Raw genomic sequence first — 25,783 nt, 5'->3', positions numbered from 1 at the left:
CGGGCGCGCGAAACGACGCTGCGGGTCGCCGAACGCGCCGAATTCGCCGATGACCGACCCCCGGCGGCGGGTGCCGCGCACCGACACACTGCTGGCCGACCCGCGGCTGGCCGAAGCGCAGCGCACCCTGGGCCGGGCGCTGGTCAAACAGGTGATCGCCGACGCGCAGCAGAAGGCCCGCAGCGGTGACATCGCCCCCGACCAGGTCGCCGACCACGCCGTCGCGGCGCTGCCGTCGAGCGCGGCGAGCCTGCGGCCGGTGATCAACGCGACCGGCGTCGTCGTGCACACCAACCTCGGTCGCGCGCCGCTGTCGCGGGCCGCGATCGACGCGATCGTGACCGCCGGCGGCGCCACCGACGTCGAGTTCGACCTGGCGACGGGCCGGCGCGCCAAGCGGGGCCGCGGGGCGCTGGCCGCGCTGGCCGCCGCCGTCCCGACCGCCGGCGGCGTGCACGTCGTCAACAACAACGCCGCCGCGCTGCTGCTGGCCGCGATGACGCTGGCGCCCGGCAAGGAGATGATCGTCAGCCGCGGCGAGCTGATCGAGATCGGGGACGGGTTTCGGCTGCCCGCGCTGATGGAGTCCACCGGTGCCCGCATCCGCGAGGTCGGCACCACCAACCGCACCCACCTGCGCGACTACGCCGACGCCATCGGACCCGACACCGGGTTCATCCTGAAGGTGCACCCGTCGAATTACGTTGTCAGCGGCTTCACTTCAGGGGTGTCGGTACGTGAGCTCGCCGACCTGGACGCGCCGCTGGTCGTCGACATCGGCTCCGGGCTGCTGACCCCGCACCCGCTGATGCCCGACGAACCCGATGCGACGAGTGTGCTGCGCGACGGCGCCGACCTGGTCACCGCCAGCGGCGACAAACTGCTCGGCGGCCCGCAGGCCGGGCTGCTGTTCGGCGCAGCCGACGTGATCGAGCGGCTGCGCCGCCACCCCGCCGCGCGGGCGCTGCGCGTCGACAAGCTCACCCTCGCCGCGCTGGAGGCGACGCTGACCGGCCCGCCCCCGCCGGTCGCGCAGGCTCTGGACGCCGACCCGGCGGACCTGCGGGCGCGGGCCGAGCGGATCGCCGCGCAGCTACCCGACGCCGCCGCGGTCCCGTGCGTCGCCGCGGTCGGCGGCGGCGGTGCGCCCGGGGTCGAACTGCCCAGCGCGGCGGTCAGCCTGCCCGAGAGCTACGCCGCCGCGCTGCGCGTCGGCGCGCCCGCGGTGGTCGGGCGGCTGGAGGGCGGGCGCTGCCTGCTGGACCTGCGCACCGTCGCACCCGAGGACGACGAGGCACTCGTGGAGGCCGTCCGGGCATGTTCGTAGTCGCGACCGCCGGACACGTCGACCACGGGAAATCGACTCTGGTGCAACGGCTTACCGGCATGTGGCCGGACCGCCTCGACGAGGAGAAGCGCCGCGGCCTGACCATCGACCTGGGGTTCGCGTGGACGACGATCGACGGCCGCGAGATCGCATTCGTCGACGTGCCGGGCCACGAACGCTTCGTCACCAACATGCTCGCCGGGGTCGGTCCGGTGCCGGCCGCGATGTTCGTCGTCGCCGCGACCGAGGGCTGGATGCCGCAGTCTGACGAGCACCTCGCCGCGCTGCGCGCACTCGGGGTGCGGCATCTGCTGGTGGTCGTCAGCAAGGCCGACCTCGCCGACCCCGCACCGGTCATCGCCGACCTGCGGCAACGCATCCCCGATGCGGCCGTCGCGGTCGGCACCGACCTGAACCGGGTCCGCGCGGAACTGGCCGCGCTGACCGACCGGTTGCCCGCACCCGACACCGACGCCGACGTGCGGCTGTGGGTGGACCGCTCGTTCACGATGCGCGGCGCCGGCACCGTGGTGACCGGCACCCTGTCGGCGGGCACACTGCGGGTCGGCGACGAACTCGACTGCGGCGACCGGCGCGTCACCGTCCGCGGGCTGCAGTCGCTGGGCCGCGACGAGGCGGCCGTCGCGGCGGTGGCACGGGTCGCGGTGAACCTGCGCGGCGTCGACCGCGACCAGGTCGGCCGCGGCGACACGCTGCGCACCCCCGGCGCATGGCGGATGACCGCGGAGATCGACGTCGCGCTGCGTGCGGCCGGGAAGCTGCATGAGCAGCTGGTGCTGCACATCGGGTCGGCTGCGGTACCGGTGCGCGTGCGCCCGCTCCGTGACACCGCGGCGCGGCTGCGGCTGACCCGTCCGCTGCCCCTGCGGATCGGGGACATCGGGGTGCTGCGCGATCCGGGCGAGCACCGGATCGCCGCCGGCGTCGAGGTGCTCGACGTGCGCCCGCCCGCACTGCGCCGCCGCGGCGCGGCCCGCGACCGGGCCGCGGTGCTGGCCACCGGGACCGCCCCGGCGCCGGTGTGCGCACGATCGGAAGAATTGCGCGCCATGGGATTCCGGGAATCCGGGCTGCAGGTCGGGGAGTGGATGGTCGACCCGCGGTGGTGGGCGCAACGGCGCGAACAGCTGACCGCGGCGGTCGCGCACTGGTCGGCGCAGCACGACATCGCCGCGGGTATGCCGCTGGAGATACTGCGCCGCGAGATCGGGTTGCCCGCCGCCGAGTTGGTGCCCGCACTGCTGGACGGCAGCGGACTGGAGGTCGCCGACGGCCGGGTGCGCCGCCCCGGCGGGCAGCTGCCGGAGCGCGTCGACAAGGCCGTGCGGGTGCTCGAGGACCGGCTGGCCGTCGAACCGTTCCGCGCACCGGACGCCGACGAACTCGCCGAGCTCGCGTTGGGCACCAAGGAGCTCGCCGCCGCGGTGCGGGCGGGCCGGCTGACCAAGATCACCGACGGTGTGGTGCTCGGGCCCGACGCCGTCGCCCGCGCCGCCGACGTGCTGCGCGGGGTCGCGCAGCCGTTCACCGTCGCCGAGGCCAAACGCGCACTGGAGACCACCCGCCGGGTCGCGGTGCCGCTATTGGAATTGCTTGACAGTCAACGGATTACCTCGAAATCGGGCAGCGGGACCCGAACGGTCACGGGTATCGACGGCCGGTGATCTGCTAGACTGTCCGGACGGCGCGCCGGGAAGCCTGGTCGGCATGGTATTGATCCCTGCCCGAAAGGTGTTCGCATGCAAGGCGCTTCGACCATGCCGTCTCCCGTTGCTGCTAGCTCTGAGAATCGGCCTCCCACAAGGATTTCCAGGATCGGCGCGGTGCTGCGCCAGGACCTTGTCGGCGGCGTGCTGCTGCTGGCGGCGGCCGCCGCCGCGCTCGTCTGGGCGAATTCGCCGTGGTCAGACGGATATCATGATCTGCGTGCCTGGACCTTCGGTCCGGAGTCCCTGAAGCTCAGCCTGTCCCTGTCCTCATGGGCGGCCGACGGGCTGCTGGCGATCTTCTTCTTCGTCGTCGCGCTGGAACTCAAACGGGAGTTCGTCCACGGGGAACTGCGGGACCCGCGCCGGGCCGCGGTCCCGGTCGTCGCCGCCGTGTGCGGGATCGTCGTCCCCGCGCTGGCCTACCTCGCCATCAACGCCGCCGCGGGCACCGACACCCTCGACGGCTGGGCGATCCCCGCCGCAACCGACATCGCGTTCGCGCTCGCGGTTCTGGCCGTCGTCGGCAGAAACCTGCCGTCGCGGCTGCGGGTCTTCCTGCTCACGCTCGCGGTGGTCGACGACCTGATCGCGATCATGATCATCGCCGTGGTTTACACCGGGTCACTGGCGTTCGCGCCGCTGGTGGCCGCGCTCGTGCCGCTGGCCGTCTTCGCCTGGCTCGCACGGCGGCATCCCACCCGGTGGTGGCTGCTGGTCCCGGTCGCGGTGGTGACCTGGGTGCTGGTCCACGCCGGTGGGGTGCACGCGACCATCGCCGGCGTCGCGCTCGGCCTCACCGTGCCCGCCGCGCAGTGGTGCGAACGCTACGAGCACTCCGTGCGGCCGCTGTCGGCCGGCTTCGCGGTGCCGGTGTTCGCGTTCCTGGCCGCGGGCGTGACCATCGGCGGCGTCGCGGGCCTCACCGAGGCGCTCGCCCAGCCGGTGACCACCGGAATCGTCGTCGGGCTGGTGGCAGGCAAAGTCGTCGGGATCGCGGGCGCCACCCTGCTGGTACGCCGGTTCTCCGGTGCCGCGGCCGGGCTGCACCCGGCCGATGTCGTCGGCGTGGCCCTGCTGGCGGGAATCGGCTTCACGGTGTCGCTGCTGATCGGAGACCTCGCCTTCGCGGGTGGCAGCGTGGCAGACCAGGTCCGCATCGGGGTGCTGACCGGTTCGCTGATCTCGGCGCTACTCGGCGCCACGATCCTGGCGCTGCGCAACCGCACCTACGGCCGCGACGCGGCTCACTGAGCCGCGTCGGGCCGCCGCTCGTCTCGTCGCGCAGGGTCCTTCCGGGTCGCGCGCAGCGACCCGGGATGGGCCTTCGCGGTCGGGTCCTTCCGCGTCTTGATCAGGCTGGCGACGGTCACGATCGCCAGGATGCCGATGATCACGGCAAGGCTCAGATACGTGTTGATCTCCGGGATGCTCGGATTGATGTCGACGTGACCCCAATGCAGGATCAGCTTCACGCCGATGAACGCGAGGATGATCGACAACCCCGTCGACAGGTACACCAGCCGGTCCAGCAAACCCTTCACCAAGAAGAACAACGCCCGTAAACCCAGCAGCGCGAAGGCATTCGCGGTGAACACGATGTACGGCTCGCTGGTGACCCCGAAGACCGCCGGGATCGAGTCGAGTGCGAACAACAGGTCGACGCTGCCGATCGCGATCAACACCGCCAGCAGCGGTGTCGCCATCCGGCGGCCCTCCCGCCGGGTCAACAACTTGCCGCCGTCGTACTCGTCGCTGATCGGCAGGATCTTGCGGGTGGCCTTGATCATGATGTTGTTCTCGACGTCGGGGTCCTCGTCGCGGTGCCGGAACAGCTGGATCGCGGTGTAGATCAGCAGCACGCCGAACAGCAGGAACATGAACGAGAACAGCGACAGCAGCGTCGCACCCACTGCGATGAAGATCGCCCGCATGATCAGCGCCAGGATGATGCCGAACGTCAGCACCTTGTGCTGATGCTCCTCGGGCACCGCGAACGTCGCCATGATGATGACGAACACGAACAGGTTGTCGACCGACAGGCTCTTCTCGACGATGTAGCCGGCGAAGTACTGGGTGCCGAAATCGCCGCCGTAGGTCGTCGCGAACCACACCCCGAAGCCGATGGCGACGGCGATGTAGAACACCGACCAGACCGTGGCTTCCTTGAACCCGACCCGGTGCGGCCGCAGCGCGGCCAGGATCAGATCCACCGCGAGGAGCCCGACGATCACCGCGATCGTCACGCCCCACGTCAACCCGCTGATCTCCAGCATCTGCGATCGCACTCCCGTCTGTGAGGCGGCCGGACTGATCGGCCGTTGCTCCCTTTTTACCGATACGCCGCACCAGCAAACGGGTATGTCGAACCAGGACCGAGCGAAGCAGGCATCGACGGAGATGATTCGGCGCGTCCGGTCCGGGTACGCCGTAACCTCGACAGCAAGCCGAACGGAGGTGCCGGGTGGACTTCAAGAAGCTGCTGGCGTCATGGCCGGTGTACCGGCAACTCACCGGCGACGACAAGCTGGGCCGCGGTAAGGCCGCGCAGTCCGAGCGGTCGCTGACGCTGATCCCGCGTACCGCCGAGGCCGACCACGTCGCGCATTCGGTGTGCCCGTTCTGCGCGGTCGGCTGCGCGCAGAAGGTGTACGTCAAAGACGACAAGGTCGTCCAGATCGAGGGCAACCCCGACAGCCCGATCTCGCGTGGGCGGCTGTGCCCGAAAGGGTCGGCCAGCAAGCAACTCGTCACCGGACCCCAGCGGCTGACCAAGGTCCGCTACCGCGCCCCGTACGCCACCGAGTGGCAGGACCTCGACCTCGACACCGCGATGCAGATGGTGGCCGACCGGGTGCTCGACGCCCGCGAGAAGGGCTGGCAGCAGTTCGACAAGGACCGCCTGACGCTGCGCCGCACCATGGGCATCGCCAGCCTCGGCGGCGCCACCCTGGACAACGAAGAGAACTATCTGATCAAGAAGTTGTTCACCGCGCTCGGGGCACTACAGATCGAGAACCAGGCGCGTATTTGACACAGCGCCACGGTTCCCGGTCTGGGGGCCTCCTTCGGTCGCGGCGGGGCGACGGACTATCAGCAGGATCTCGTCAATTCCGACTTCATCGTCATCATGGGCTCCAACATGGCCGAGGCGCATCCGGTCGGATTCCAGTGGGTGATGGAGGCGAAATCGCGCGGCACGCAGGTGGTGCACATCGACCCGCGGTTCACCCGCACCAGCGCACTGGCCGACCGGCACGTGCCGCTGCGCGCCGGCAGTGACATCGCGTTCCTCGGCGGCGTCATCAACTACATCCTGAGCAACGAACTCGACTTCCGCGAGTACGTCGCCGCCTACACCAACGCGTCCTTCCTGGTCGACGAACGCTTCGCCGACGCCGAGGACCTCGACGGCCTGTTCTCCGGCTACGACGACGCGACCGCGTCCTACGACCCGTCGACATGGCAGTACGAGTCGACCGACGCCGAGGAAGGCGGCGCCGAGGCGAAGGAGGCGAGCTCCGGCGACCGCTCCGGTTCCGGGGGGCCGCCGATCGAGGGCGGCGCCGGCGACATCCCCAACGATCCGACACTGCAGCATCCGCGCTGCGTCTACCAGATCCTCAAACGGCACTACGCGCGCTACACCCCGGAGATGGTCGAGCGGGTGTGCGGGGTGCCCGCCGCGGATTTCCTTGAGGTGGCGCGGAAATGGGCGCAGAACTCCGGACGCGACAAGACCGCGGCGCTGGTGTACTCGGTCGGCTGGACCCAGCACACGTTGGGTGCGCAGTTCATCCGGGCAGGCGCGATCATCCAGCTGCTGCTGGGCAACATCGGCAGGCCCGGCGGCGGGGTGTTCGCGCTGCGCGGGCACGCCAGCATCCAGGGCTCGACCGACGTGCCGACGCTGTTCAACCTGCTGCCCGGCTATCTCGCGATGCCGCACGCCGGCCAGGAGACGTTGGCCGACTACATCGAAGACATCGTCAGCCGCAACCAGAAGGGCTTCTGGCACAACGCCGATACCTACATGGTGTCGCTGCTCAAGGAGTACTGGGGCGATGCGGCGACGCCCGAGAACGACTTCTGCTTCGACTATCTGCCGCGCATCAACGGCGACCACGGCACCTACCGCACCGTGATGGACATGGTGGACGGCAAGGTGTTCGGCTACTTCCTGCTCGGGCAGAACCCGGCCGTCGGGTCGGCGCACGGCAGGCTGCAGCGGCTCGGCATGGCCAACCTGGACTGGCTGGTGGTGCGCGACCTCGTCGAGATCGAGAGCGCGACGTTCTGGAAGAACTCGCCCGAGATCGAGACCGGTGAGATCAGCCCCGACACCTGCCGTACCGAGGTGTTCCTGTTCCCGGCCGCCTCACACGTCGAGAAGTCCGGCACGTTCACCCAGACCCAGCGGATGCTGCAGTGGCGTGAACAGGCCGTCGAACCGCCGGGTGACGCCCGCTCCGAGCTGTGGTTCTTCTACCATCTGGGCCGGATCCTGCGCGAAAAGCTCTCCGGCTCAACCGATGACCGGGACCGGCCGCTGCTGGATCTGTGGTGGGACTACGAACTCGACGGCGACGAACCCTCCGCTGCCGACGTGCTGCGGCGCATCAACGGCGTCGACCTGACGACCGGCCGCGCCGTCAACGGCTACACCGAACTGAAGGCCGACGGCTCGACGGCGTGCGGCTGCTGGATTTACAGCGGGGTGTACGCCGACGAGGTGAACCAGGCCGCGCGGCGTAGACCGCACACGGAACACCGCGGGCGGAGCCCGCAATCCGGCGAGGGGCCCTACGACAACGAATGGGGTTGGACGTGGCCGCTGAACCGCCGGGTGCTGTACAACCGCGCGTCGGCCGATCCGCAGGGCCGGCCGTGGAGTGAACGCAAGAAGCTGATCTGGTGGGATCCGGACAAGGGGGAGTGGACCGGCTACGACGTCCCGGATTTCGAGAGGACGAAGCCGCCGGACTACCGGCCCCGCCCCGACGCGGTCGGGGTCGAGGCGCTGCGCGGGGACGACCCGTTCGTGATGCAGGCCGACGGCAAGGCGTGGCTGTTCGCGCCGAACGGGGTGCTCGACGGGCCGCTGCCGACGCACTACGAACCGCACGAGTCGCCGGTGCGAAATCCGCTGTACGCGCAGCAGGGCAACCCGGCGCGCAAAGTGTATGGGCGCGCGGACAATCCGTCGAACCCGTCCTGGCCGGACGCGCACGGCGACGTGTTCCCGTTCGTGTTCACCGCGGCCCGGCTCACCGAGCACCACACCGCAGGCGGGATGAGCCGTCAGCTGCCCTACCTGGCCGAGCTGCAGCCCGGCCTGTTCGTCGAGGTATCCCCGGAGCTGGCCGAGCTGCGCGGGCTCACCCACATGGACTGGGCGCACGTGGTGACCAGCCGGGCGGCCGTCGACGCGCGGGTGTTCGTCACCGAACGGATGCGTCCGCTGCGCGTCGAAGACCGTGCGGTGCACCAGATCTGGATGCCGTACCACTGGGGTTCGGTCGGGTTGATCGACGGCGACGTCGTCAATGACCTGCTCGGCGTGGTCGCCGACCCGAACGTGTTCATCCAGGAGAGCAAGGTCGCCACCTGCGACATCCAGCCGGGCCGGCGCCCGCGCGGGCCGCAGTTGCTGGAGTACATCCGGGTCTACCGGGAGCGCGCCCGCATCACCCCGGAGACCGGCACCCATCTCGACACCACCGAACCCTCGCGCGACCACACCGAGGAGAGCCCATGAGTAGCAACTCTTTTTACGGCCCGCTACACGATGTGGCCGGCGACGCCGGCTACGACGACGAGCATCCGCCGCGGGTTGGGTTCTTCACCGACACGTCGGTGTGCATCGGCTGCAAGGCCTGCGAGGTCGCGTGCAAGGAGTGGAACGAGGTGCCCGTCTCGGGGGAGGGGGACGGATTCAACCTGCTGGGCATGTCGTTCGACAACACCGGCGAGCTGGGCGCGAACTCGTGGCGCCACGTCGCGTTCATCGAGCAGCGCCGGCCCGAACCCGTCGAGTCCGTCGACCTCGGGATGCCCGGCTTCGAGCGGCCCGGCGACGGCACCGGCGCGGAGACCCGGCAGGACTTCCGCTGGTTGATGTCCTCGGACGTGTGCAAGCACTGCACGCACGCCGGCTGCCTCGACGTGTGCCCGACCGGCGCGTTGTTCCGCACCGAGTTCTCGACAGTCGTTGTGCAGCAGGATATCTGCAACGGCTGCGGCTACTGCGTGTCCGGCTGCCCGTACGGCGTGATCGAACGCCGCGAAGGTGACGGGCGGGCGTGGAAATGCACGCTGTGCTATGACCGGCTGCACGACGGACTCGAACCCGCGTGCGCGAAGGCGTGTCCCACCGACTCCATCCAGTTCGGGGTGCTCGACGAGCTGCGGGAACGGGCCGCGCTGCGGGTCTCGGAGCTGCACGAGCGCGGCGTCACCGAGGCGCGGCTGTACGGGCACGATCCCGACGACGGGGTCGGCGGCGACGGCGCGTTCTTCCTGCTGCTCGACGAGCCGGAAGTCTATGGGCTGCCACCGGATCCGGTGGTGCCGACCCGCGACGCCGGCGCGATGTGGCGCTACGCCGGGATGGCGGCGTCGGCGCTGGTCGGGGTCGCGGTGTCGGCGTTTGTGGGTAGGCGATGAGCGCTTGCGCGAAGAGCAGAGGATCACGCGCGTGAAAGAGCAACTCGCGGTGCCGAAGGCCGAGTTCCGGTCGTACTACGGCAAGCAGATCCTCAAGACGCCGGTGTGGAACTGGATGATCGCGGCGTACCTGTTCTCCGGTGGGCTGTCGGCGGGGTCGGCCCTGCTGGCCGCCGGGGCCGACCTGACCGGCAGAACCCGGCTGCGGCGGGTGTCACGGCTCGGAGCACTGGCGAGCCTGCTGGCCAGCATGTACTTCCTGATCGGCGACCTCGGCCGCCCGGAGCGCTTCCACCACATGCTGCGGGTGGCCAAGCCGAGTTCCCCGATGAGCGTGGGCACCTGGATCCTCGGCGGGTTCGGGCCCGGCGCCGGGCTGGCCGCCGCGGCGGAGCTGATGCCGCCGCGGCTGCGCCGGACCCGCCTCGGCCGCGTCCTGGACTGGGCGGCCCGGCCCGCGGGGCTGGAGGCCGCCGCCGTCGCCCCCGGGGTCGCGTCCTACACCGCGGTGCTCTTGTCGCACACCGCGGTTCCGGCGTGGCACGAGGCGCACCCGTATCTGCCGTTCGTGTTCACCGGATCGGCCGCGGCCAGCGGCGGCGGGTTCGGGATGCTGCTGGCCCCGGTGTCGGAGTGCGGTCCGGCCCGGCGGATGGCGGTGACCGGCGCGGTACTGGAGGTGGCCGCATCCCGCACGATGGAGCGTCGCCTCGGTCTGGTCGGTGAGGCCTACACGACGGGACGCCCGCACCGGCTGCGGCGGTGGTCGGAGATCCTGACCGTCGCCGGGGCGGTCGGCGCCGTCGTCGCCGGCCGGCGCCGCTGGGCCGTCGCCGCGTCGGGGGCCGCCCTGCTGGCCGGCAGCGCGCTGCAGCGGTTCGGTGTGTTCGAGGCGGGCGTCGCGTCCACCCAGGACCCGAAGTACGTGGTGGTGCCGCAGCGCGAACGGGCCGACGCCCGCGCCGAGAAGACGCAATCTGGACGTTCGGCAACGCGCTGAGCGGGAATCACCGGTGGCGTGGAATGGGAATGTGTGATCGTCGGCGCCGGCGCGGCGGGCCTGAGCGCGGCACTCGTGCTGGGGCGGGCGCGGCGCACGACGCTGGCCATCGACGCCGGTGAGCCGAGCAATCGTGCCGCGCCGGTGATCGGCGGGCTGCTCGGATTCGACCAGCGGCCGCCCGACGAGCTGTACGCGACCGGCCGGTCGCAGCTGGCGGCTTACCCGTCGGTGCAGTTCCGGCCGGGGGAGGTCGTCGAGGGCCGCGTAGTCGACCACGGCTTCATCCTCGACATCGCCGGCGGCGACCGGGTCCGGGCCAAGCGGGTGCTGCTGGCCGGCGGGATGTCGTACTGCCCGCCGCAACTGCCCGGCGTCGCCGACCTGTGGGGCACGTCGGTGTTCCACTGCCCGTTCTGTCACGGCTGGGAGATGCGGGACAAGAAACTCGCGGCGCTCGCGGCCGGCGAGCAGGGGCTGCACACCGCGCTGATGCTGCGCGGCTGGACCGACGATGTCGTGCTGCTCACCGACGGGCCCACCCAGCTCAGCCCGGACGACCACCGGATCCTGGAACGCGCGGGCGTGTCGGTCGACGACCGGCGCGTCGTCGAATTGATCGGTGGGGAAGGACAATTGGAGGCTGTCGCGTTCGCCGACGGCGACCGGCTGGCCCGCGACGGGCTGCTGGTCGAGGCGCCGGTGCGGCAACGATCACCGCTGGCCGAACAACTGGGCGCGACGTGCACACCCGGGCCGCTGGGCACCGAACCGCTGACCGTGGACGAGATCGCGCGTACCAGCACCTCCGGGGTGTTCGCGGCCGGCGACGTGTGCACCGAGCAGCCGCACATCGCCGGCGCGATCGCCACCGGCGCGCAAGCGGCGATGATCATCGTGCAGAGCCTGCTCGCCGACGACTTCGGGTTGCCGTATCCGCCCGAGTAGCGCTTACGCTCGGCCGGTGACGGTGTGGGAACTGGATTCCGGGAACGGCGAGCTTCGACTGACCACGGGGGTGACGGGGGCGGCGGCCAAGATGGGCCACCGGCTGACCATCGGGCTGGACTGGCACGCGAGCGTGCACTGGTCCGAAGAGGCGCCGTCTGCGGTGGAGCTGACGGTCGACGTCGGCAGCCTCGAGGTGCTCGGCGGCGACGGCGGTGTGGCCGGGCTGTCCGGACCCGAGAAGGCGATCGCCCGCGGCAACGCGGTGAAAGTCCTTGACGGCAAGCGTCATCCGCACATCGTGTTCCGGTCCTCGGCGATCACCGGCACCGACGACGGCTACCTGCTGTCCGGCACGCTGCAGATCCGCGGCCGCGAGCGGGACTGCGGTGTTGAGCTCACCGTCGAGGATCTCGGCGAGCGCTGGCGCATGTCCACCGAGACCGAGGTGCGGCATTCGGATTTCGGTCTGAAGCCGTACTCGATGATGATGGGCGCGCTGAAGGTCGCCGACGCGGTGGTGGTGTCGTTCTCCGCGGAGTATCCGAAGGGCTGACGCCGGCGGGGCGACGGGTGGGTGGCGAGCGCGCGGTCTTGCACGGCTGACACGGAGTGTCGTCGTGCAGACGCGCGCGCTCGCGGTGCCGACGCGACGTCAGTGGGTCTCGCGGACGGCGAGGTAGTGCCGCGAGATCGCCTCGCCCTCGGTGTACTGCTCGACCCTCTGCTCGATGAGCTGATCCTGGCCGGTGAGCCGGGTGTAGTGCTGGTGCATGTGCTCACCCCAGGAGCGCACGACGAAGGTCTCCACGAACGTCGACTCCTGTTCGACGCTGCGGAAGATCTGCCACATCGCGGCGCCGGTGCGCTGCCGGGACCTGCCCAGCGCCGCCACCGCGGACAGGAACGCCTCCTCGTTCTCCGGCAGCACCCGGTAGGAGGTGATCACCAGCACCGGCCCGTCCAGCGGCTCCGGTTCGAACAGCAGTGACGGTTCCGGCCAGTGCGTCGACGGGGTCAGGTCGAGGTTGCCGGTGCCGGCGTGCAGCGGCCACCACGCCAGCGACACCCCGCAGAACACCAGCAGCGCGGCGCTGACCAGCAGGCTGGTGACGCTGGAGGTGGCCCCGGCCAGCAGGCCCCACAGCAGTGAGCCGACGGCCTGCCCGCCCATGAAGATCAGCTGGTACACCGACAGCCCGCGGGCGCGCACCCAGCCGGGCAGGCTCAACTGCATCGACGCGTTGAGCGTCGACAGCGTCAGCAGCCACGCGGTACCGCCGATCACCAGCCCCGCGGCGACCACCGCGACGTTGTGCACCAGCGCCAGCACGGTGGTCGCCAGCGCGAACCCGCCCGCCCCGGCGATCAGCAGGGTGTTCTGCCCGTACCGGGACCGCAGCCGCGACAACGCGAACGCGCCGAGCACCGCGCCGACACCGAGCGCACCGAGCAGGGCGCCGTAGCCGGACGAGCCCAGACCGAGCTGGTCGCGAGCGATCACCGGCAGCAGCCCCCACACCGCGCTGCCGGGCGCGATGAACAGCACAGTGCGCAGCAGGATGCGGAGCACGATCGGGGATTTGCGGATGAAGCGTCCGCCCGCGGACAGGGCGGCCATCGCCCGCTCGGGCGGGAAGTCGTTCCGCGCCGGCGGGCGCCGCCACCAGACCAGCACCAGCACGATGCCGATGAACGACACCGCGTTGAGCGCGAACACGATCGTCGGCCCGGTCAGCGACACCAATGCACCGGCGATCGCCGGCCCGATCGCCCTGGCGCCGTTCATGCTCATGCTGCCCAGCGCGGCGGCCGCCGGAATCTGATGCGACGGAACGAGATCGGGCTGGATGGCCTGCCAGGCCGGCGCGGTGAGCGCCTGCCCGCAACCGATCACGAACAACAGCGTCAGCAGCACCGTCGGGGTGGTCAGCCCGGCCCCGGTCAGCGTCGCGAGCAGACCGACACCGGCGGCCATCGCGCCCTGCGTCGCGATCAGCAGGCGGCGACGGTCGACCAGATCGGCGAGCACCCCCGAGGGCAGCGCCAGCAGCATGACCGGCAGCGTGGTCGCGGTCTGCACCAGCGGCACCAGCACGGCGGCCCGCGGATCGTCGACGAGCATCCACTGTGCGCCGACGGTCTGCATCCACGTGCCGAGGTTGGACACGAACTGCGCGATCCACAACGCCCGGAACACCGGCGACTGCAACGGCGCCCATGTGGAGGTCGAGCTCGCCGTTGTCATCTGCCTCCCATGCCTGCGCCCGTGGACACTGTAGGCCCGCGATTGCTTACCCGGCGCCGGGTTGGTTCACGCCCGCGGCTAGCGGCGGTGGCGCAGCGCCTCGGTCGCGGGCTCCACGGGGTGCGGCCGGTGCGGGCGCCCGGGCACCGCGAGTCCCGGACGAGGTCGCGCGCCGTGGGCGGGCCGCGGGGTCCGCAGCGGGGTGGTCGGCGCGTGTGGCGTGACCGGCGCCGGGGCGGCGGTGCGTTGGCGGCGGTGTTCCTCGTCGATGCCGTCGGACAGCCGGCCGAGGTAGCCGATCAGCGCGGCGACGTCGCCGTCGTCCCAGCGCGACAGCACCGCCTCCAGGCCGCCGATGTTGGCCGCCCGCTGTTGTTCGAAGACCGCCCGGCCCCGGCTGGTCAGCGAAAAGCGTGGCGGTGCGGCCTGATCCGGATCCGGTACGCGACCGACCAGGCCGTCGCGGATCAGCGCCGAGATGCGCTCCTCGACGGGCCGGGGGTCGCTGCTCAGCGCGGCGCACAGATCGGGCAGCGTCATCGCCGGTGCCCCGCCCAGATAGGCGGCGATCACGTAGTCGCCGCGGTCGAGCCGGTGCGGTGTCGAGGACACCCCGAGGGCGACCGCCGACTGGCGTCCCACCGCGGTCATCACGTTCTCCAGCCGCTGCGCGCGGCGGCGCACCGCCGACGGCGACAGCACCGGTTCGACGTCGTCCACCGGGGCCGGCGCCGGGGTGGCCGACGGGATGGCCACGGCGATCGCGGCAGCGACCGCGGCGGCGACGCCGGCGATGATCAGCGCGGTGCGGAACCCGCCGAGCGACGGGATCGTGTGGCCGCCGACGGTCATGCCGGTCTGCACCAGCACCGCGGCCATCGCCGCGCTCGACACCGAGGTGCCCAGCGAGCGGGCCAGCGAGTTGATGCCGTTGGCGGCGGCGGTCTCCGACACCGGAACCGCGGCGTTGATCAGCGTCGGCAGCGACGCGAACGCGAATCCGACGCCGATGCTGACCACCACGGAGAATGCCAGCACCCCGGCCGCGGACCCGAGAAGCTGCGTGGCCGAGAAGTAGCCGGCGGCGATCACGACGCAGCCGATGATCAGCGTGAACCGGGGGCCGCGGGCGGCGATGACGCGGGCCGCGATCGGCGCCGAGGCCATCATCGCCAGACCGCCCGGAGCCATCCACAGCCCGGCCGCGACCATGCTCTGGCCCAGGCCGTAGCCCGTCGCGCTGGGCATCTGCAGGATCTGCGGGCCGATCAACGACATCGCGAACATCGCGAAGCCGATCGCGATCGAGGCCAGATTGGTCAGCAGCACAGGGGTTTTGATCGTCGTCTGGATGTCGACCAGCGGCGCCGGAACACGCAGCTGCCACCACACGAACGCGGCGAACACGGCCACCGAACCGACCAGCATGCCGATCGTCAGCGGGCTGCCCCAGCCCCAGTTGGCGGCCTTCGAGATCGGCAGCAGCAACAGGATCAGACCCGCGGCCAGGCCGATGGCGCCGAGATGGTCGAAGCGTCCCAACGTCTTCGACGGCACGACGTCGGGCACGAACAGCGTGAACAGCAGCCCCGAGCCGAGGCCGAGGACGGCCGCGGACCAGAACAGCGCATGCCAGCTGAAGTGTTCGGCGATCACCGCCGACAACGGCAGCCCCAGCGCGCCACCCACGCCGAGCGAGGCGCTGACCATGCCCATCGCGGCGCCGACCTTTTCGGCGGGCAGTGCCGCGCGCAGCACGCTGATGCCCAGCGGGATCACGGGCATCCCGAAACCCTGCAGCGCGCGACCGACGACGAGCGGGATCAGCGAGCTCGTCAGCGCCGCGATGACCGACCCGGCCGTCAGCAGCACCGCACACGCGATCAGCACCCGTTTGGCGCCGAACATGTCGCCGAGGCGGCCGAACATCGGCGTCGCGACCGCGCCGGTCAGCAGCGTCGCGGTCACCGCCCACGACGCGTTGGCCGACGACGTTCCCAGGATGTCGGGTAGCTGCGGGACGAGCGGGATGACCAGCGTCTGCATCAGCGAGACGCTGATGCCCGCGGCGGCGAGGACGGCAATGAGCGCGGCGCCGCCTTTCGGTGGAGCGGGGCGCTCGACCAGTTGTGTAGCCAAAGAAGGTCCTTGCGGGAAAGCGGGGTTATCGGCGGGTGGGTTCAGCGTCGAACCGGTAATGGCACCCGAATCGTTTCAATACCTGTCGAGAATAGCACCGAGGTCGTTTCATTGGCCATACTGGTGTGGTGAACCCCCCAGCCCCTGCCGCCGCCGGCCGGTCGCGCGCCGGCCGCCCGACCCGCGAGCAGGCACGTGCGCGGGCGGAGGAACTGCTCGACTGCGCGCTGGAGGTGTTCCTGGACCGGGGCTACGACCACGCCACCATCGACGGCATCGCCGCGACGGCGGGTATGGCCAAACGCACCATCTACGCGCAGTACACCGACAAGGAGGCGCTGTTCCGGGCCGCCGTGCAGCGCGCCATCGACCGGTGGGTGGTGCCCGTCGACGAGCTGCGCGCGCTGGACACCGGGGATCTGGAGGAGACGCTGATCGCGGTCGCGTCCGCCCGGCTGCAGACCGCGGTCAGCCCGGACGGGGTGCGCCTGCAGCGCATCCTCAACGCCGAGGCCTACCGGTTCCCCGACCTCAGCCGGACCGCCTACGAGCAGGGCACCCGCCCGGTGGTGCGGTTCATCGCCGAGGTGCTCGCGCGCCACGCCGCGGCCGGCTCCATCGCGGTCACCGACCCCGAGCTGATCGGCACGTCGTTCCTGAGCCTGGTGATCGGCGGCCCAGCACACGGGGTGCTGTGGGGAGCGGTGCTCGACAACGACGCGGTGGCCGACCGGATCCGGCTCTGCGTGCGGCTGTTCCTCGACGGTGCGCGGCCGCGCTAGCGGGTCTGTCCGGGTTAACCCGCCGAAATTGCATTCCAGCAGAGGCCTTCTCGCACTTTTCCTGCGTAGACGCAATCTGGGCGTGAGCGGACGGCGTCACATCACGTTAATGCCGGTGCAATTGCGCTGCCACACCCGTGTCGTTGACTGGAGGCACCCTCCGCCGCGGTCGAAAAGGACAGCCCCATGACCCTCGACGCCACCAAGCAACTCACGATCGTGCGGGGAGCCTGCCCGCACGACTGCCCCGACACCTGCGCCATGCTCTACCACGTCGAAGACGGCAAACTCGTTGACGTCCAGGGCGATCCGGACCATCCTATGACCCGCGGCGGCCTGTGCGTCAAGGTCAAGAACTTCCACGAGCACCACTACCAGCCCGACCGGCTGCTGTATCCGATGCGCCGCGTCGGTGCGAAGGGCGCCGGCGAGTTCGAGCGCATCACCTGGGACGAGGCGCTGGCCGAGATCAAGTCGCGGTGGACCGAGATCATCGGCGAATACGGCAGCCAGGCGATCATGCCGCATGCCTACCTCGGTCATCAGGGCGTGCTGAACGGGCTGACGTCCGGCGACGCGTTCTTCAACCGGTTGGGTTCGACCGTCGCGGAGAAGACGTACTGCGAGTCCGGCTCGTCGACCGCCTGGCACATGACCGTCGGCGGCAGCGGCGGTCTGGACGTCGAGTCGATGGCGTACTCGAAGTACATCATCGTCTGGGGCATGAACATGACCAGCACAAACCTGCACGGCTGGCCGTTCCTGCTGGAGGCTCGCAAGAACAACGGCGCCAAGATCGTCGTCATCGACCCGGTCCGCAATCGCACAGCGCGCCAAGCTGATTGACACATCCCGATCCGGCCCGGCACCGACGGCGCGCTGGCGATGGGCATGATCAACGAGATCATCACCCAGGGCCTCGTCGACACCGATTACGTCGAGCGCTACACCGTCGGCTACACCGAACTCGCCGAGCGCGCTGCAAACTACCCGCCCGAACGCGTCGAGGAGATCACCGGCATCCCCGCCGACGACATCCGCACCCTCGCCTACGAATACGCCACCAGCCAGCCCGCCGCGATCCGCCAGGGTGTGGCGTTGGAACGCAGCCGCGGTGGCGGGCAGGCGATCCGGGCCATCACGTGCCTGCCCGCGCTGGTCGGCGCGTGGCGCCACGTCGGCGGCGGCACCATGGAGATGCCGATCTGGGAGTTCCCGACCAAGTTCGACGCGATCTGCAAACCCGAGTGGATCCCCGAGGGCACCCGGGTGGTCAACGAGCTCGACCTCGGCATGGCGCTGACCGGCGAGATGGACCTCGACCCGCCGATCAAGTCGCTGTTCGTGTACAACTCGAACCCGGTGTCGCAAGGTCCCGCGCAGGAGAAGACCATGCGCGGCCTGATGCGCGAGGACCTGTTCACCGTCGTGAGCGAGCACTTCGTCACCGACACAGCGAAATTCGCCGACATCCTGCTGCCCGCGACCATGCAGGCCGAACAACTCGACATCATGGTCACCTGGGGCCACCTCTACATATCGCTGAACCAGCCCGCGATCGAGCCGCCCGGGGAGTGCGTGCCCAACGTGGAGCTGTTCCGGCGATTGGCCAGAGCCATGGAGTTCGACGACGAATCCATGGCGTACTGGAATCGCACCGACCGCGAGATGCTGATCGACTTCCACGACTGGGACGCCCCGGCGCTGGAGGGCATCACCTACGAGAAGCTCGAAGAGGTCGGCTGGATGCGGCTGGCCGTCGGGACTCCCGACGTGCGAGCGCCCCACGCGGAGGGCAACTTCCCGACGCCGTCGGGCAAGTGTGAGTTCAAGTCCAGCCTCGCCGAAGGCGGGAACTTCGTGGTTCCGGTGTGGCGGTCGATGTACGAGGGCATGCAGCCCGGCGGATACGTCGACCCGGTCCCGGACTACGTGCCGCCGTTCGAGTCACCGCAATCCAACCCTGAACTGGCGCAACGCTATCCGCTGTCGATCATCTCGCCGAAACCGCACGCGTTCCTCAACAGCCAGTACGGCAACGCGGCCGACAAGCAGAAGGTGCAGGGCGGTCAGCGGGTCTTCATCCATCCCGCCGACGCCGCCGAACGCGGCATCGCCGAAGGCGACATGGTGCGCGTCTTCAACGACCGCGGCGCGTTCCAGGGCCCGGCCGCATTCGACGACGGACTGATCCCCGGCCTGGTGATGGCCAACGTCGGGCACTGGCAGGGCAAGTCGTCGGGCACCACCGTCAACGCGATCACCGCCGACCGGCACTGCGGACTCGGCAACGCAGGCGTCTACGGTGACAACCTCGTCGAGGTGGAGAAGATCGCCGAGGAGGCGGTGGCCAGCTAGCACTGCTCCCGGGCCACCGCGGCCAACCCCACGAACGCGGTGTCCCCGTTCCTCGGGCGTCGCCCACGGTTGGCGATGCAGCCGAGGCCAAGCCTCGATACTCGACTCGGAACCGCTCGGCGAGACGTCCGACACCCGCGGACGCTTTGCTACAGTGCGCAGCGAGGTTGACGGGAATCCGGTGTGAATCCGGGACTGACGCGCAACGGTATGGGCCACCTCGGCTCGAGTCCGACCGCCGGCACCTCGGACCATGTCGGCTGGCCCCGCGAATGGGCCTGGCACCGAAGGAACCGCACCGTGCGCTGTGTTGCCGCGTTATTGATCCTGTTGTTCTCCTGCGTGGCGTGCGCCCGCGACGACGGTCCCGCGCCTACTTCGGGTGCGGCGGCCGCCGCGGAACCGGGCCGCACCGTCTACCCGCTGACCCTAAACAACTGTGGGGTGCAGGTCGTCTTCGACGGACCCCCGCAGCGTGCGGTGTCGCTGTATCAGGCCTCCACCGAGATCCTGTTGTCCCTCGGCCTGGCCGATCGGATGGTCGGCACGTCGACGTGGTTCGATCCGGTGCTGCCGCAGCTGGCCGCCGAGAACGACACGGTGCCCCGACTGGCCGACAACGACCCGTCTCTGGAGACCGTGCTCGACGCCGACCCGGACCTGGTGACCTCGGCCAGCGCACACACGTTCACCCCTGCCGTGGTCGCCGAGCGCAGCCGCTTCGCCGAACTCGGCATCCCCACCTACCAGTCGCCGTCGGTGTGCGTGGGCGCCAACGTCAACGGCGAACAGGTCACCCGCATCGAACCGCTGCGCATCGACACCCTGTTCCAGGAGATCACCGAGCTGGCAAAGATTTTCGACGTCCAGCAACGCGGCGCCGATCTGGTCGCCGAGTTGCAGCAGCGGCTGGACGCGGTGATCCCGGAAGGCAGCGGCGACGCGCAGCCGACGGTCGCGTTCTGGTTCTCCGGGGTGACGGCGCCCTACATGGCCGGATGCTGTTCTGCGCCAGGCATGTACGCCGAGATGGTCGACGCCGCCAACGTCTTCGCCGACTCCCGGGAGGACTGGCCGGAGGTTAGCTGGGAGGCCGTCGCCGACCGCGACCCCGACGTGCTGGTGCTGGCCGATCTGAGCCGTAAACGCATCGAGGGCCACTCGCTGGAGACCAAAAAGGATTTCCTGCAGAACAATCCGGTCACCCGCAACATGAAGGCGGTCCGCGAACAGCGCTACGTGGTGCTCACCGGCTCCGAGCTCGACCCGGGGATCCGCGAGATCGACGCCGTCGAGAAGCTCGCCGCCGGACTGGAACAGCAGCGATGAGAGCGGCACTGCTGGCGGTCGCGGTCGTGCTGTCGGCCGTGGGCTGCAGCACCGCGGACACCGCGCAGGACGGCGCCGCCGCGACGGCCGGCTACCCCCGCACCGTGTACAACTGCGGACACGACGTGGTCGTCGACGCTCCACCACAACGGGCGGTGTCGCTGAACCAGAGCTCCACCGAGATCCTGCTGTCGCTGGGGCTGGCCGATCGAATGGTCGGCACCGCCACCTGGACCGACCCGGTCCGCGAGAACCTCGCCGCTGACAACGCGACGGTGCCACGGCTGGCCGACAACAAGCCGGCACTCGAAACGGTGCTGGACGTCGACCCGGACCTGGTGACCGCGTCGTTCGTCGGCACGTTGGGCACCGGCGGCGTGGCCGACCGCGAAGCCCTGCACACCCTCGGTGTGCCCACCTACATGTCGCCGAGCGACTGCGAGGGCAAGATCGCCACCAGCGAGGACGGCGCCCGGTCCACCCCGCTGACCATGGACCTGATCTACCGGGAGATCACCGACCTGGCGACGATTTTCGACGTCCCCGAGCGCGGTGCCGACCTGGTCGCCGAGCTGCGGCAGCGCCTCGACGACGTCACCCCGGTTGCGCCCGGCGTGGACGCGGCGTTCTGGTTCTCCGACACCCGCACCCCCTACATGGCCGGTTGTTGCGGCTCACCGGGTGTCATCGCCGCACACACGGGGCTGCGCAACGTGTTCGACGACACCCAGGAGGAGTGGCCGCAGGTCAGCTGGGAGACGCTCGCCGAGCGTGACCCCGACGTGCTGGTGCTGGCCGACCTGAGCCGGCGCACCATCGAAGGGGACGCGCTGGAGTCGAAAATCCAGTTCCTGGAATCGAATCCCGTGACCAGCCAACTCGACGCGGTGCGGGAGCGCCGGTATGTCGTGGTCAACGGCGCCGACCTGAACCCATCGATCCGCACCGTGGACGGCGTGGAGAAAGTGGCCGAGGGGCTGAACCGGTTCGGATTCTCGGCCCCCAGGTGACCGTCAGGCCGTGGCTGCTGCCCGCGCTGTGGGTGTCCGCGGGTGCTCTGTTGATCCTGTCGGCAGCCGTCGCGATCACCATCGGGCCTGCGGCGATCTCGGTCGCCGACGTCTACGCGGTCGTCCTGCATCACCTGGGCGGGCCCGAATCCGGGGTGTCCCGGCTGCAGGACGGGATCGTCTGGCAGCTCCGGCTGCCGCGAGCCGTGCTGGCTGCGCTGTGCGGCGCCGGGCTGGCGTTGTGCGGGGCGATCCTGCAGTCCCTGCTGCGCAACCCGCTCGCCGACCCGTTCGTGCTCGGGGTGTCGTCGGGTGCGTCCACCGGCGCGGTACTCGTCGCGGTGCTGGGCGTCGGCGGCGGGGTGCTGACGTTGTCGAGCGGTGCGTTCCTCGGCGCGGTGGTGTCGTTCGGGCTGGTGCTGACTCTGGCCTACTTCGCCGGCGGGGGTACCGACCGAGTAGTGCTCGCCGGGGTGGCCGGCACGCAGCTGTTCTCAGCGCTCACCTCGTTCGTCGTGCTGTCATCGGCCAACGCCGAGCAGACCCGGGGAGTGCTGTTCTGGCTGCTGGGATCGCTGTCCGGGGCGTCCTGGACCGACGTGCGGTTGTGCGCCGTGGTCATCGGCTTCGGGCTGGTGTGCTGCCTGCTGCTGGCCCCGACGATGGACGCGTTCGCGTTCGGCCAGGACACCGCGGCCACGCTCGGGGTGTCGGTGGGGCGTACTCGCGCGATACTGCTGGTGCTCACCGCACTGATGACCGCGACGGTGGTCGCCGCGGCCGGAGCGATCGGCTTCGTCGGCTTGGTACTTCCCCACGCGGCCCGGTTCCTCGTCGGACCGGGGCACGCCCGCCTGCTGCCGACCGTGGCACTGCTCGGCGCGATCTTCATGGTGTGGGTGGACGCGGTGGCGCGCACCGCGTTCGCCCCCCAGGAACTGCCCACCGGCGTGGTCACCGCGCTGGTGGGGGTTCCGGCGTTCGCCCTGATCCTGTTCCGGAGACGAGGAACGGCCGGATGACCCTGCGTGCGCTCGATGTGTCGTGGCGCCGATCGGGCAGGGTCGTGCTCGAGGGCGTCACCGTCGAGCCGCGGCCCGGCTCGGTCGTCGGACTATTGGGGCCCAACGGATCCGGGAAGTCCTCGCTGCTGCGGCTGCTCGCCGGCCTGGACACCCCGGACTCCGGTCGGGTCGAACTGGACGGCCAGCCGATCACCGGAGTGCGCCGCAGAGAGGTGGCCCGAAGCGTGGCCATGGTCGGCCAACACGCCGACACCGAACTGGACATCCGCGTCGAGGACGTGGTGCGGCTGGGCCGGCTTCCGCACCGGCCGCTGTACGGCGCCGACCCGGACGCCGAGACGGCAGTCGCCGACGCGTTACGCGCCGCCGGCCTGTCCGACATGCGAAAGCGGCTTTGGCACAGCCTGTCCGGTGGCGAACGGCAACGCGCCCAGATCGCCCGCGCGTTGGCCCAGCGGCCCACCGAGCTGCTGCTCGACGAACCCACCAACCACCTCGACATCGCCCACCAACTGGAAATCCTGTCCCTGATCGGACGATTGGGTGTCACAGCGGTGATCGCGCTGCACGATCTGAACCTGGCAGCGATGTTCTGCGACGAACTCGTCGTGCTGGCCGGCGGCCGCGTGGTCGCCTCGGGTACACCCGTCACGGTGCTCACCGAGGAACTGATCGCCACGGTGTACGGCGTGGCCTGTGAGGTCGACACGCGTCGGGGCCGGCCCGTAGTCCGGTTCGAGGCGCCGGCCACCGATCCGTCACCGCGTGTTCACCCGTTGATCTGAATCCGCTCACCTGGGCACGCCAAGCTCAGCCGTCCCACGACCACAACTGAAGAGGGTGACGGATGGCTTTCCCCCTGGGCCGCGTGACGGCCGCCGCGGTGATCGCAGTACTGACAGTGGCGGGTTGCTCTCGCGATCCCGGCGAGGCTCCCGCCGAGCCCGGTACCCTGCGTGCGACCGCGGCCATCGACTTCGACCTGCCCGACGCGCAGCGCTACCACCGCACCGCCACCTACCCGGTGCACCTGAACAAGCCCGCCGCCGATCCCGTCGACGCCGAGACCGTCGCCGAGATCTCCACCGTCACCCCCGACGGCAACACCGTGATCTACACCGACGCCGCAGGCAAGCGCATCGGGTTCCTCGACCTGCGCGACCCCGCTGATCCCGTTGGGCTGGGCACACTCTCGCTGTCCGAGCTGGGCCACGCCGACGACCAACCCACCTCGGTGGCCACCGTCGGCGACTACGTGATGGTCGTCGTCGACACCACCGGCGGGAACTTCGCCACCCCGTCCGGCCGTGTCGACGTCGTACGCGTGGCCGACCGGACACGCGTGCACAGCATCGATCTCGGCGGTCAACCCGACTCGATCGCGGTCGCCCCGGACGGGTCCTTCGCCGCGATCGCGATCGAGAACCAGCGCGACGAGGAGTTCACCCCGCCCGGCGGCGACGAAGGCGACCTGCCGCAGCCGCCCAGCGGGTTCGTCCAGCTGCTCGACCTCACCGGCGCGCCGCAGACCTGGACGCCTCGTCGCGTCGACTTCGACGTCGACGCCGCCCGCGCGGCAGGCCTGGACACGCCCGACGACCTCGAGCCCGAGTACGTCAGCGTCAACGCCCGCGGCCAGGTCGCGGTCACGCTGCAGGAGAACAATGGCATCGCGATCATCGACGGCCGCAGCGGCGACGTGCAGAAGATCTTCAGTGCCGGAACGCAATCGGTCACAGGGATCGACACCGCCGAGGACGGTCGCATCGACCAGACCGGATCGATCACCGACATCCCGCGCGAACCTGACGCGATCGGCTGGATCGACGACACCCACGTCGCCTCCGCCAACGAAGGGGACTGGAAGGGCGGCACCCGCGGCTGGAGCGTCTTCGACACCGGCACCGGTGAGGTGGTGTGGGACGCCGGCAACAGTATCGAACAGCTGGCGGTCCGCACCGGCCTGCACAACGAAAGCCGTTCCGAGGCAAAGGGACCCGAACCCGAAGGGCTAGCGATCACCGAGATCGGTGGCCGTCCTGTCGCGCTCGTCGCGTCGGAGCGCAGCAACTTCGTCGCCGTCTACGACGTCAACGATCCTGCCGCGCCGCAGTTCCGGCAGATCCTGCCGACCACTCCCGGTCCGGAGGGGATCCTGCCGATCCCGGCGCGCGGGCTGGTCGTCGTCTCGTCGGAGACCGACGACGCGGAATCGGGGGTTCGTGCGGCGGTCAACGTCTACGGCTTCGGTGACCGCTTCGCCGGACCGCCGGTGTTCCCGTCTTTGGTCTCCGGCGATGTGGACGGCACTCCGATCGGCTGGGGTGCGCTCGGCGCGCTGGCGGCCGACCCCGCCGACGAGAACCGGCTCTATGCCGCGACCGACATCGCGTACGGGCCGGCGCGGATCCTCGGCATCGACCTCACCCAGACCCCGGCGCTGATCGACACCGAGGTGCCCGTCACCGACGACGGCCGACCCGTGACCCTCGACATCGAAGGCGTCACCGCGCGCCCCGGTGGCGGGTTCGTGCTCGCGGTCGAGGGGGAGGAGGGACCGGGCAACGAACTGGTCTTCGTCGGCGCGGACGGTTCTGTCGAACGACGGGTGTCGCTGCCGTCCGAGGTCACGTCCGGGCTCGGTGGGCAGGGCCTGGAAGGCGTTGCGGCAGAGGGGGAGGCGGTGTGGGTTGCACTGCAGCGCGAGGTGAAGACCGACCCCGCCGGGGTGGCCCGCCTGGGCCGCTACCTCCCTGCGTCCGACACCTGGGAATGGTTCGGCTATCCACTGGAATCGACCGGCGTCGACGGGGACTGGATCGGGCTGTCCGAGATCCAGGTGCACGACGGGGCGCTGCTGGTGCTCGAGCGCGACAAGCTCAACGGACCCGCCGCCCGCGTGAAGGCGATCTACCGGGTCGCGATGCCCGCCGAGACGGCAGCCACCGGGACGCCCGCGGTGTTGCCGAAGACGCTGGCCCGCAACCTGATTCCCGACCTGCAGGCCACCCGCGGGTACACCCAGGAGAAGGTCGAGGGCTTCGCCGTCGCCGGCAACGGCAGGCTCTATGTGGTGACCGACAACGACGGGCTCGACGACGCCAACGGCGAGACGGTGTTCCTCGACCTCGGGCCGGCGGCCGACGCGCTGAGCTAGCGCTGCGAGCGCGCGGTCTTGCACGTCCCGACACGGAGTGTCGGCGTGCAGACCCGCGCGCTCGGCA

At 70.3% G+C, this 25,783-nt stretch carries 17 protein-coding genes and 1 pseudogene; 15 read left to right on the top strand and 3 right to left on the bottom strand.

Features of this window, described 5'->3' with window-relative positions:
• Positions 1–49: 49 nt before the first annotated feature.
• The 3 genes from selA to nhaA all read left to right on the top strand — a co-directional run bounded on the left by selA (position 50) and on the right by nhaA (position 4,308).
• Entirely contained in the window at positions 50–1,327 is a 1,278-nt protein-coding gene (selA, locus tag NTM_RS02185; protein ID WP_163765303.1) for an L-seryl-tRNA(Sec) selenium transferase, read from the top strand.
• Positions 1,318–3,012 carry a selenocysteine-specific translation elongation factor gene (gene selB / locus NTM_RS02180; protein ID WP_163765302.1) on the top strand — a complete coding sequence of 565 codons (1,695 nt, stop codon included), beginning with the start codon at positions 1,318–1,320 and terminating at the stop codon, positions 3,010–3,012. The genes selA and selB overlap by 10 nt, the downstream gene beginning before the upstream one ends.
• Before the next feature lie 159 nt (positions 3,013–3,171).
• Positions 3,172–4,308, top strand: coding sequence for a Na+/H+ antiporter NhaA (gene nhaA, locus NTM_RS02175; RefSeq protein WP_337781382.1), 1,137 nt, complete (start codon positions 3,172–3,174; stop codon positions 4,306–4,308).
• Here nhaA and NTM_RS02170 read toward each other — a convergent pair.
• Positions 4,302–5,330 (bottom strand): TerC family protein, encoded by a 1,029-nt coding sequence (locus tag NTM_RS02170; RefSeq protein WP_163765300.1) that lies wholly within the window; start codon positions 5,328–5,330, stop codon positions 4,302–4,304. The genes nhaA and NTM_RS02170 overlap by 7 nt on opposite strands.
• Before the next feature lie 188 nt (positions 5,331–5,518).
• On the opposite strand from NTM_RS02170, the gene fdh reads away from it, so the two are divergent.
• Genes fdh through NTM_RS02140 form a run of 5 tightly spaced genes read left to right on the top strand, consistent with a single transcriptional unit; the run spans position 5,519 to position 12,224 of the window.
• Positions 5,519–8,812 carry a formate dehydrogenase gene (gene fdh, locus NTM_RS02160; protein WP_179963868.1) on the top strand — a complete coding sequence of 1,098 codons (3,294 nt, stop codon included), beginning with the start codon at positions 5,519–5,521 and terminating at the stop codon, positions 8,810–8,812.
• Complete coding sequence (locus NTM_RS02155; protein ID WP_163765298.1) at positions 8,809–9,720, top strand: 4Fe-4S dicluster domain-containing protein; 912 nt, start codon at positions 8,809–8,811, stop codon at positions 9,718–9,720. Before fdh ends, NTM_RS02155 begins: the two co-directional genes overlap by 4 nt.
• A gap of 31 nt (positions 9,721–9,751) precedes the next feature.
• The gene (nrfD, locus tag NTM_RS02150; RefSeq protein WP_163765297.1) at positions 9,752–10,720 is read left to right on the top strand and encodes an NrfD/PsrC family molybdoenzyme membrane anchor subunit; all 969 of its coding nucleotides are present in this window, start codon (positions 9,752–9,754) and stop codon (positions 10,718–10,720) included.
• A gap of 18 nt (positions 10,721–10,738) precedes the next feature.
• Positions 10,739–11,668, top strand: coding sequence for an NAD(P)/FAD-dependent oxidoreductase (locus NTM_RS02145; protein ID WP_163765296.1), 930 nt, complete (start codon positions 10,739–10,741; stop codon positions 11,666–11,668).
• A gap of 16 nt (positions 11,669–11,684) precedes the next feature.
• Positions 11,685–12,224 carry a YceI family protein gene (locus NTM_RS02140; protein ID WP_179963867.1) on the top strand — a complete coding sequence of 180 codons (540 nt, stop codon included), beginning with the start codon at positions 11,685–11,687 and terminating at the stop codon, positions 12,222–12,224.
• Positions 12,225–12,323: 99 nt separating this feature from the next.
• Here the strand turns inward: NTM_RS02140 and NTM_RS02135 are convergent, their stop codons facing one another.
• Positions 12,324–13,916, bottom strand: a complete 1,593-nt coding sequence (locus NTM_RS02135) for an MFS transporter (protein WP_163765295.1) — start codon at positions 13,914–13,916, stop codon at positions 12,324–12,326.
• 78 nt (positions 13,917–13,994) lie between these two features.
• Positions 13,995–16,055 (bottom strand): MFS transporter, encoded by a 2,061-nt coding sequence (locus NTM_RS02130; protein ID WP_163765294.1) that lies wholly within the window; start codon positions 16,053–16,055, stop codon positions 13,995–13,997.
• A 128-nt stretch (positions 16,056–16,183) separates the two neighbouring features.
• Here NTM_RS02130 and NTM_RS02125 point away from each other — a divergent pair, with 128 nt between their 5' ends.
• From NTM_RS02125 to NTM_RS02095, 7 genes and pseudogenes are all read left to right on the top strand, one after another.
• Positions 16,184–16,837: a TetR/AcrR family transcriptional regulator gene (locus tag NTM_RS02125; protein WP_163765293.1), complete on the top strand. Its 654-nt coding sequence runs from the start codon at positions 16,184–16,186 to the stop codon at positions 16,835–16,837.
• 186 nt (positions 16,838–17,023) lie between these two features.
• Positions 17,024–19,195: pseudogene (locus NTM_RS28750) on the top strand (molybdopterin-containing oxidoreductase family protein).
• Positions 19,196–19,537: 342 nt separating this feature from the next.
• A complete protein-coding gene (locus NTM_RS02115) occupies positions 19,538–20,524 on the top strand; it encodes an ABC transporter substrate-binding protein (RefSeq protein WP_163769344.1) in 987 nt (328 codons plus the stop codon).
• Positions 20,521–21,534, top strand: coding sequence for an ABC transporter substrate-binding protein (locus NTM_RS02110; protein WP_163765292.1), 1,014 nt, complete (start codon positions 20,521–20,523; stop codon positions 21,532–21,534). Before NTM_RS02115 ends, NTM_RS02110 begins: the two co-directional genes overlap by 4 nt.
• Positions 21,531–22,556 (top strand): FecCD family ABC transporter permease, encoded by a 1,026-nt coding sequence (locus NTM_RS02105; RefSeq protein ID WP_163765291.1) that lies wholly within the window; start codon positions 21,531–21,533, stop codon positions 22,554–22,556. The genes NTM_RS02110 and NTM_RS02105 overlap by 4 nt, the downstream gene beginning before the upstream one ends.
• Entirely contained in the window at positions 22,553–23,344 is a 792-nt protein-coding gene (locus NTM_RS02100; RefSeq protein WP_163765290.1) for an ABC transporter ATP-binding protein, read from the top strand. Before NTM_RS02105 ends, NTM_RS02100 begins: the two co-directional genes overlap by 4 nt.
• Before the next feature lie 62 nt (positions 23,345–23,406).
• Entirely contained in the window at positions 23,407–25,716 is a 2,310-nt protein-coding gene (locus NTM_RS02095) for an esterase-like activity of phytase family protein (protein WP_163765289.1), read from the top strand.
• Positions 25,717–25,783 lie beyond the last annotated feature (67 nt).

Source organism: Mycolicibacterium parafortuitum, from assembly GCF_010725485.1.
Taxonomy (GTDB): Bacteria; Actinomycetota; Actinomycetes; order Mycobacteriales; family Mycobacteriaceae; genus Mycobacterium.
The sequence above is the reverse complement of the archived record's forward strand: the minus strand, read 5'-3'. Positions and strand labels throughout refer to the sequence as shown.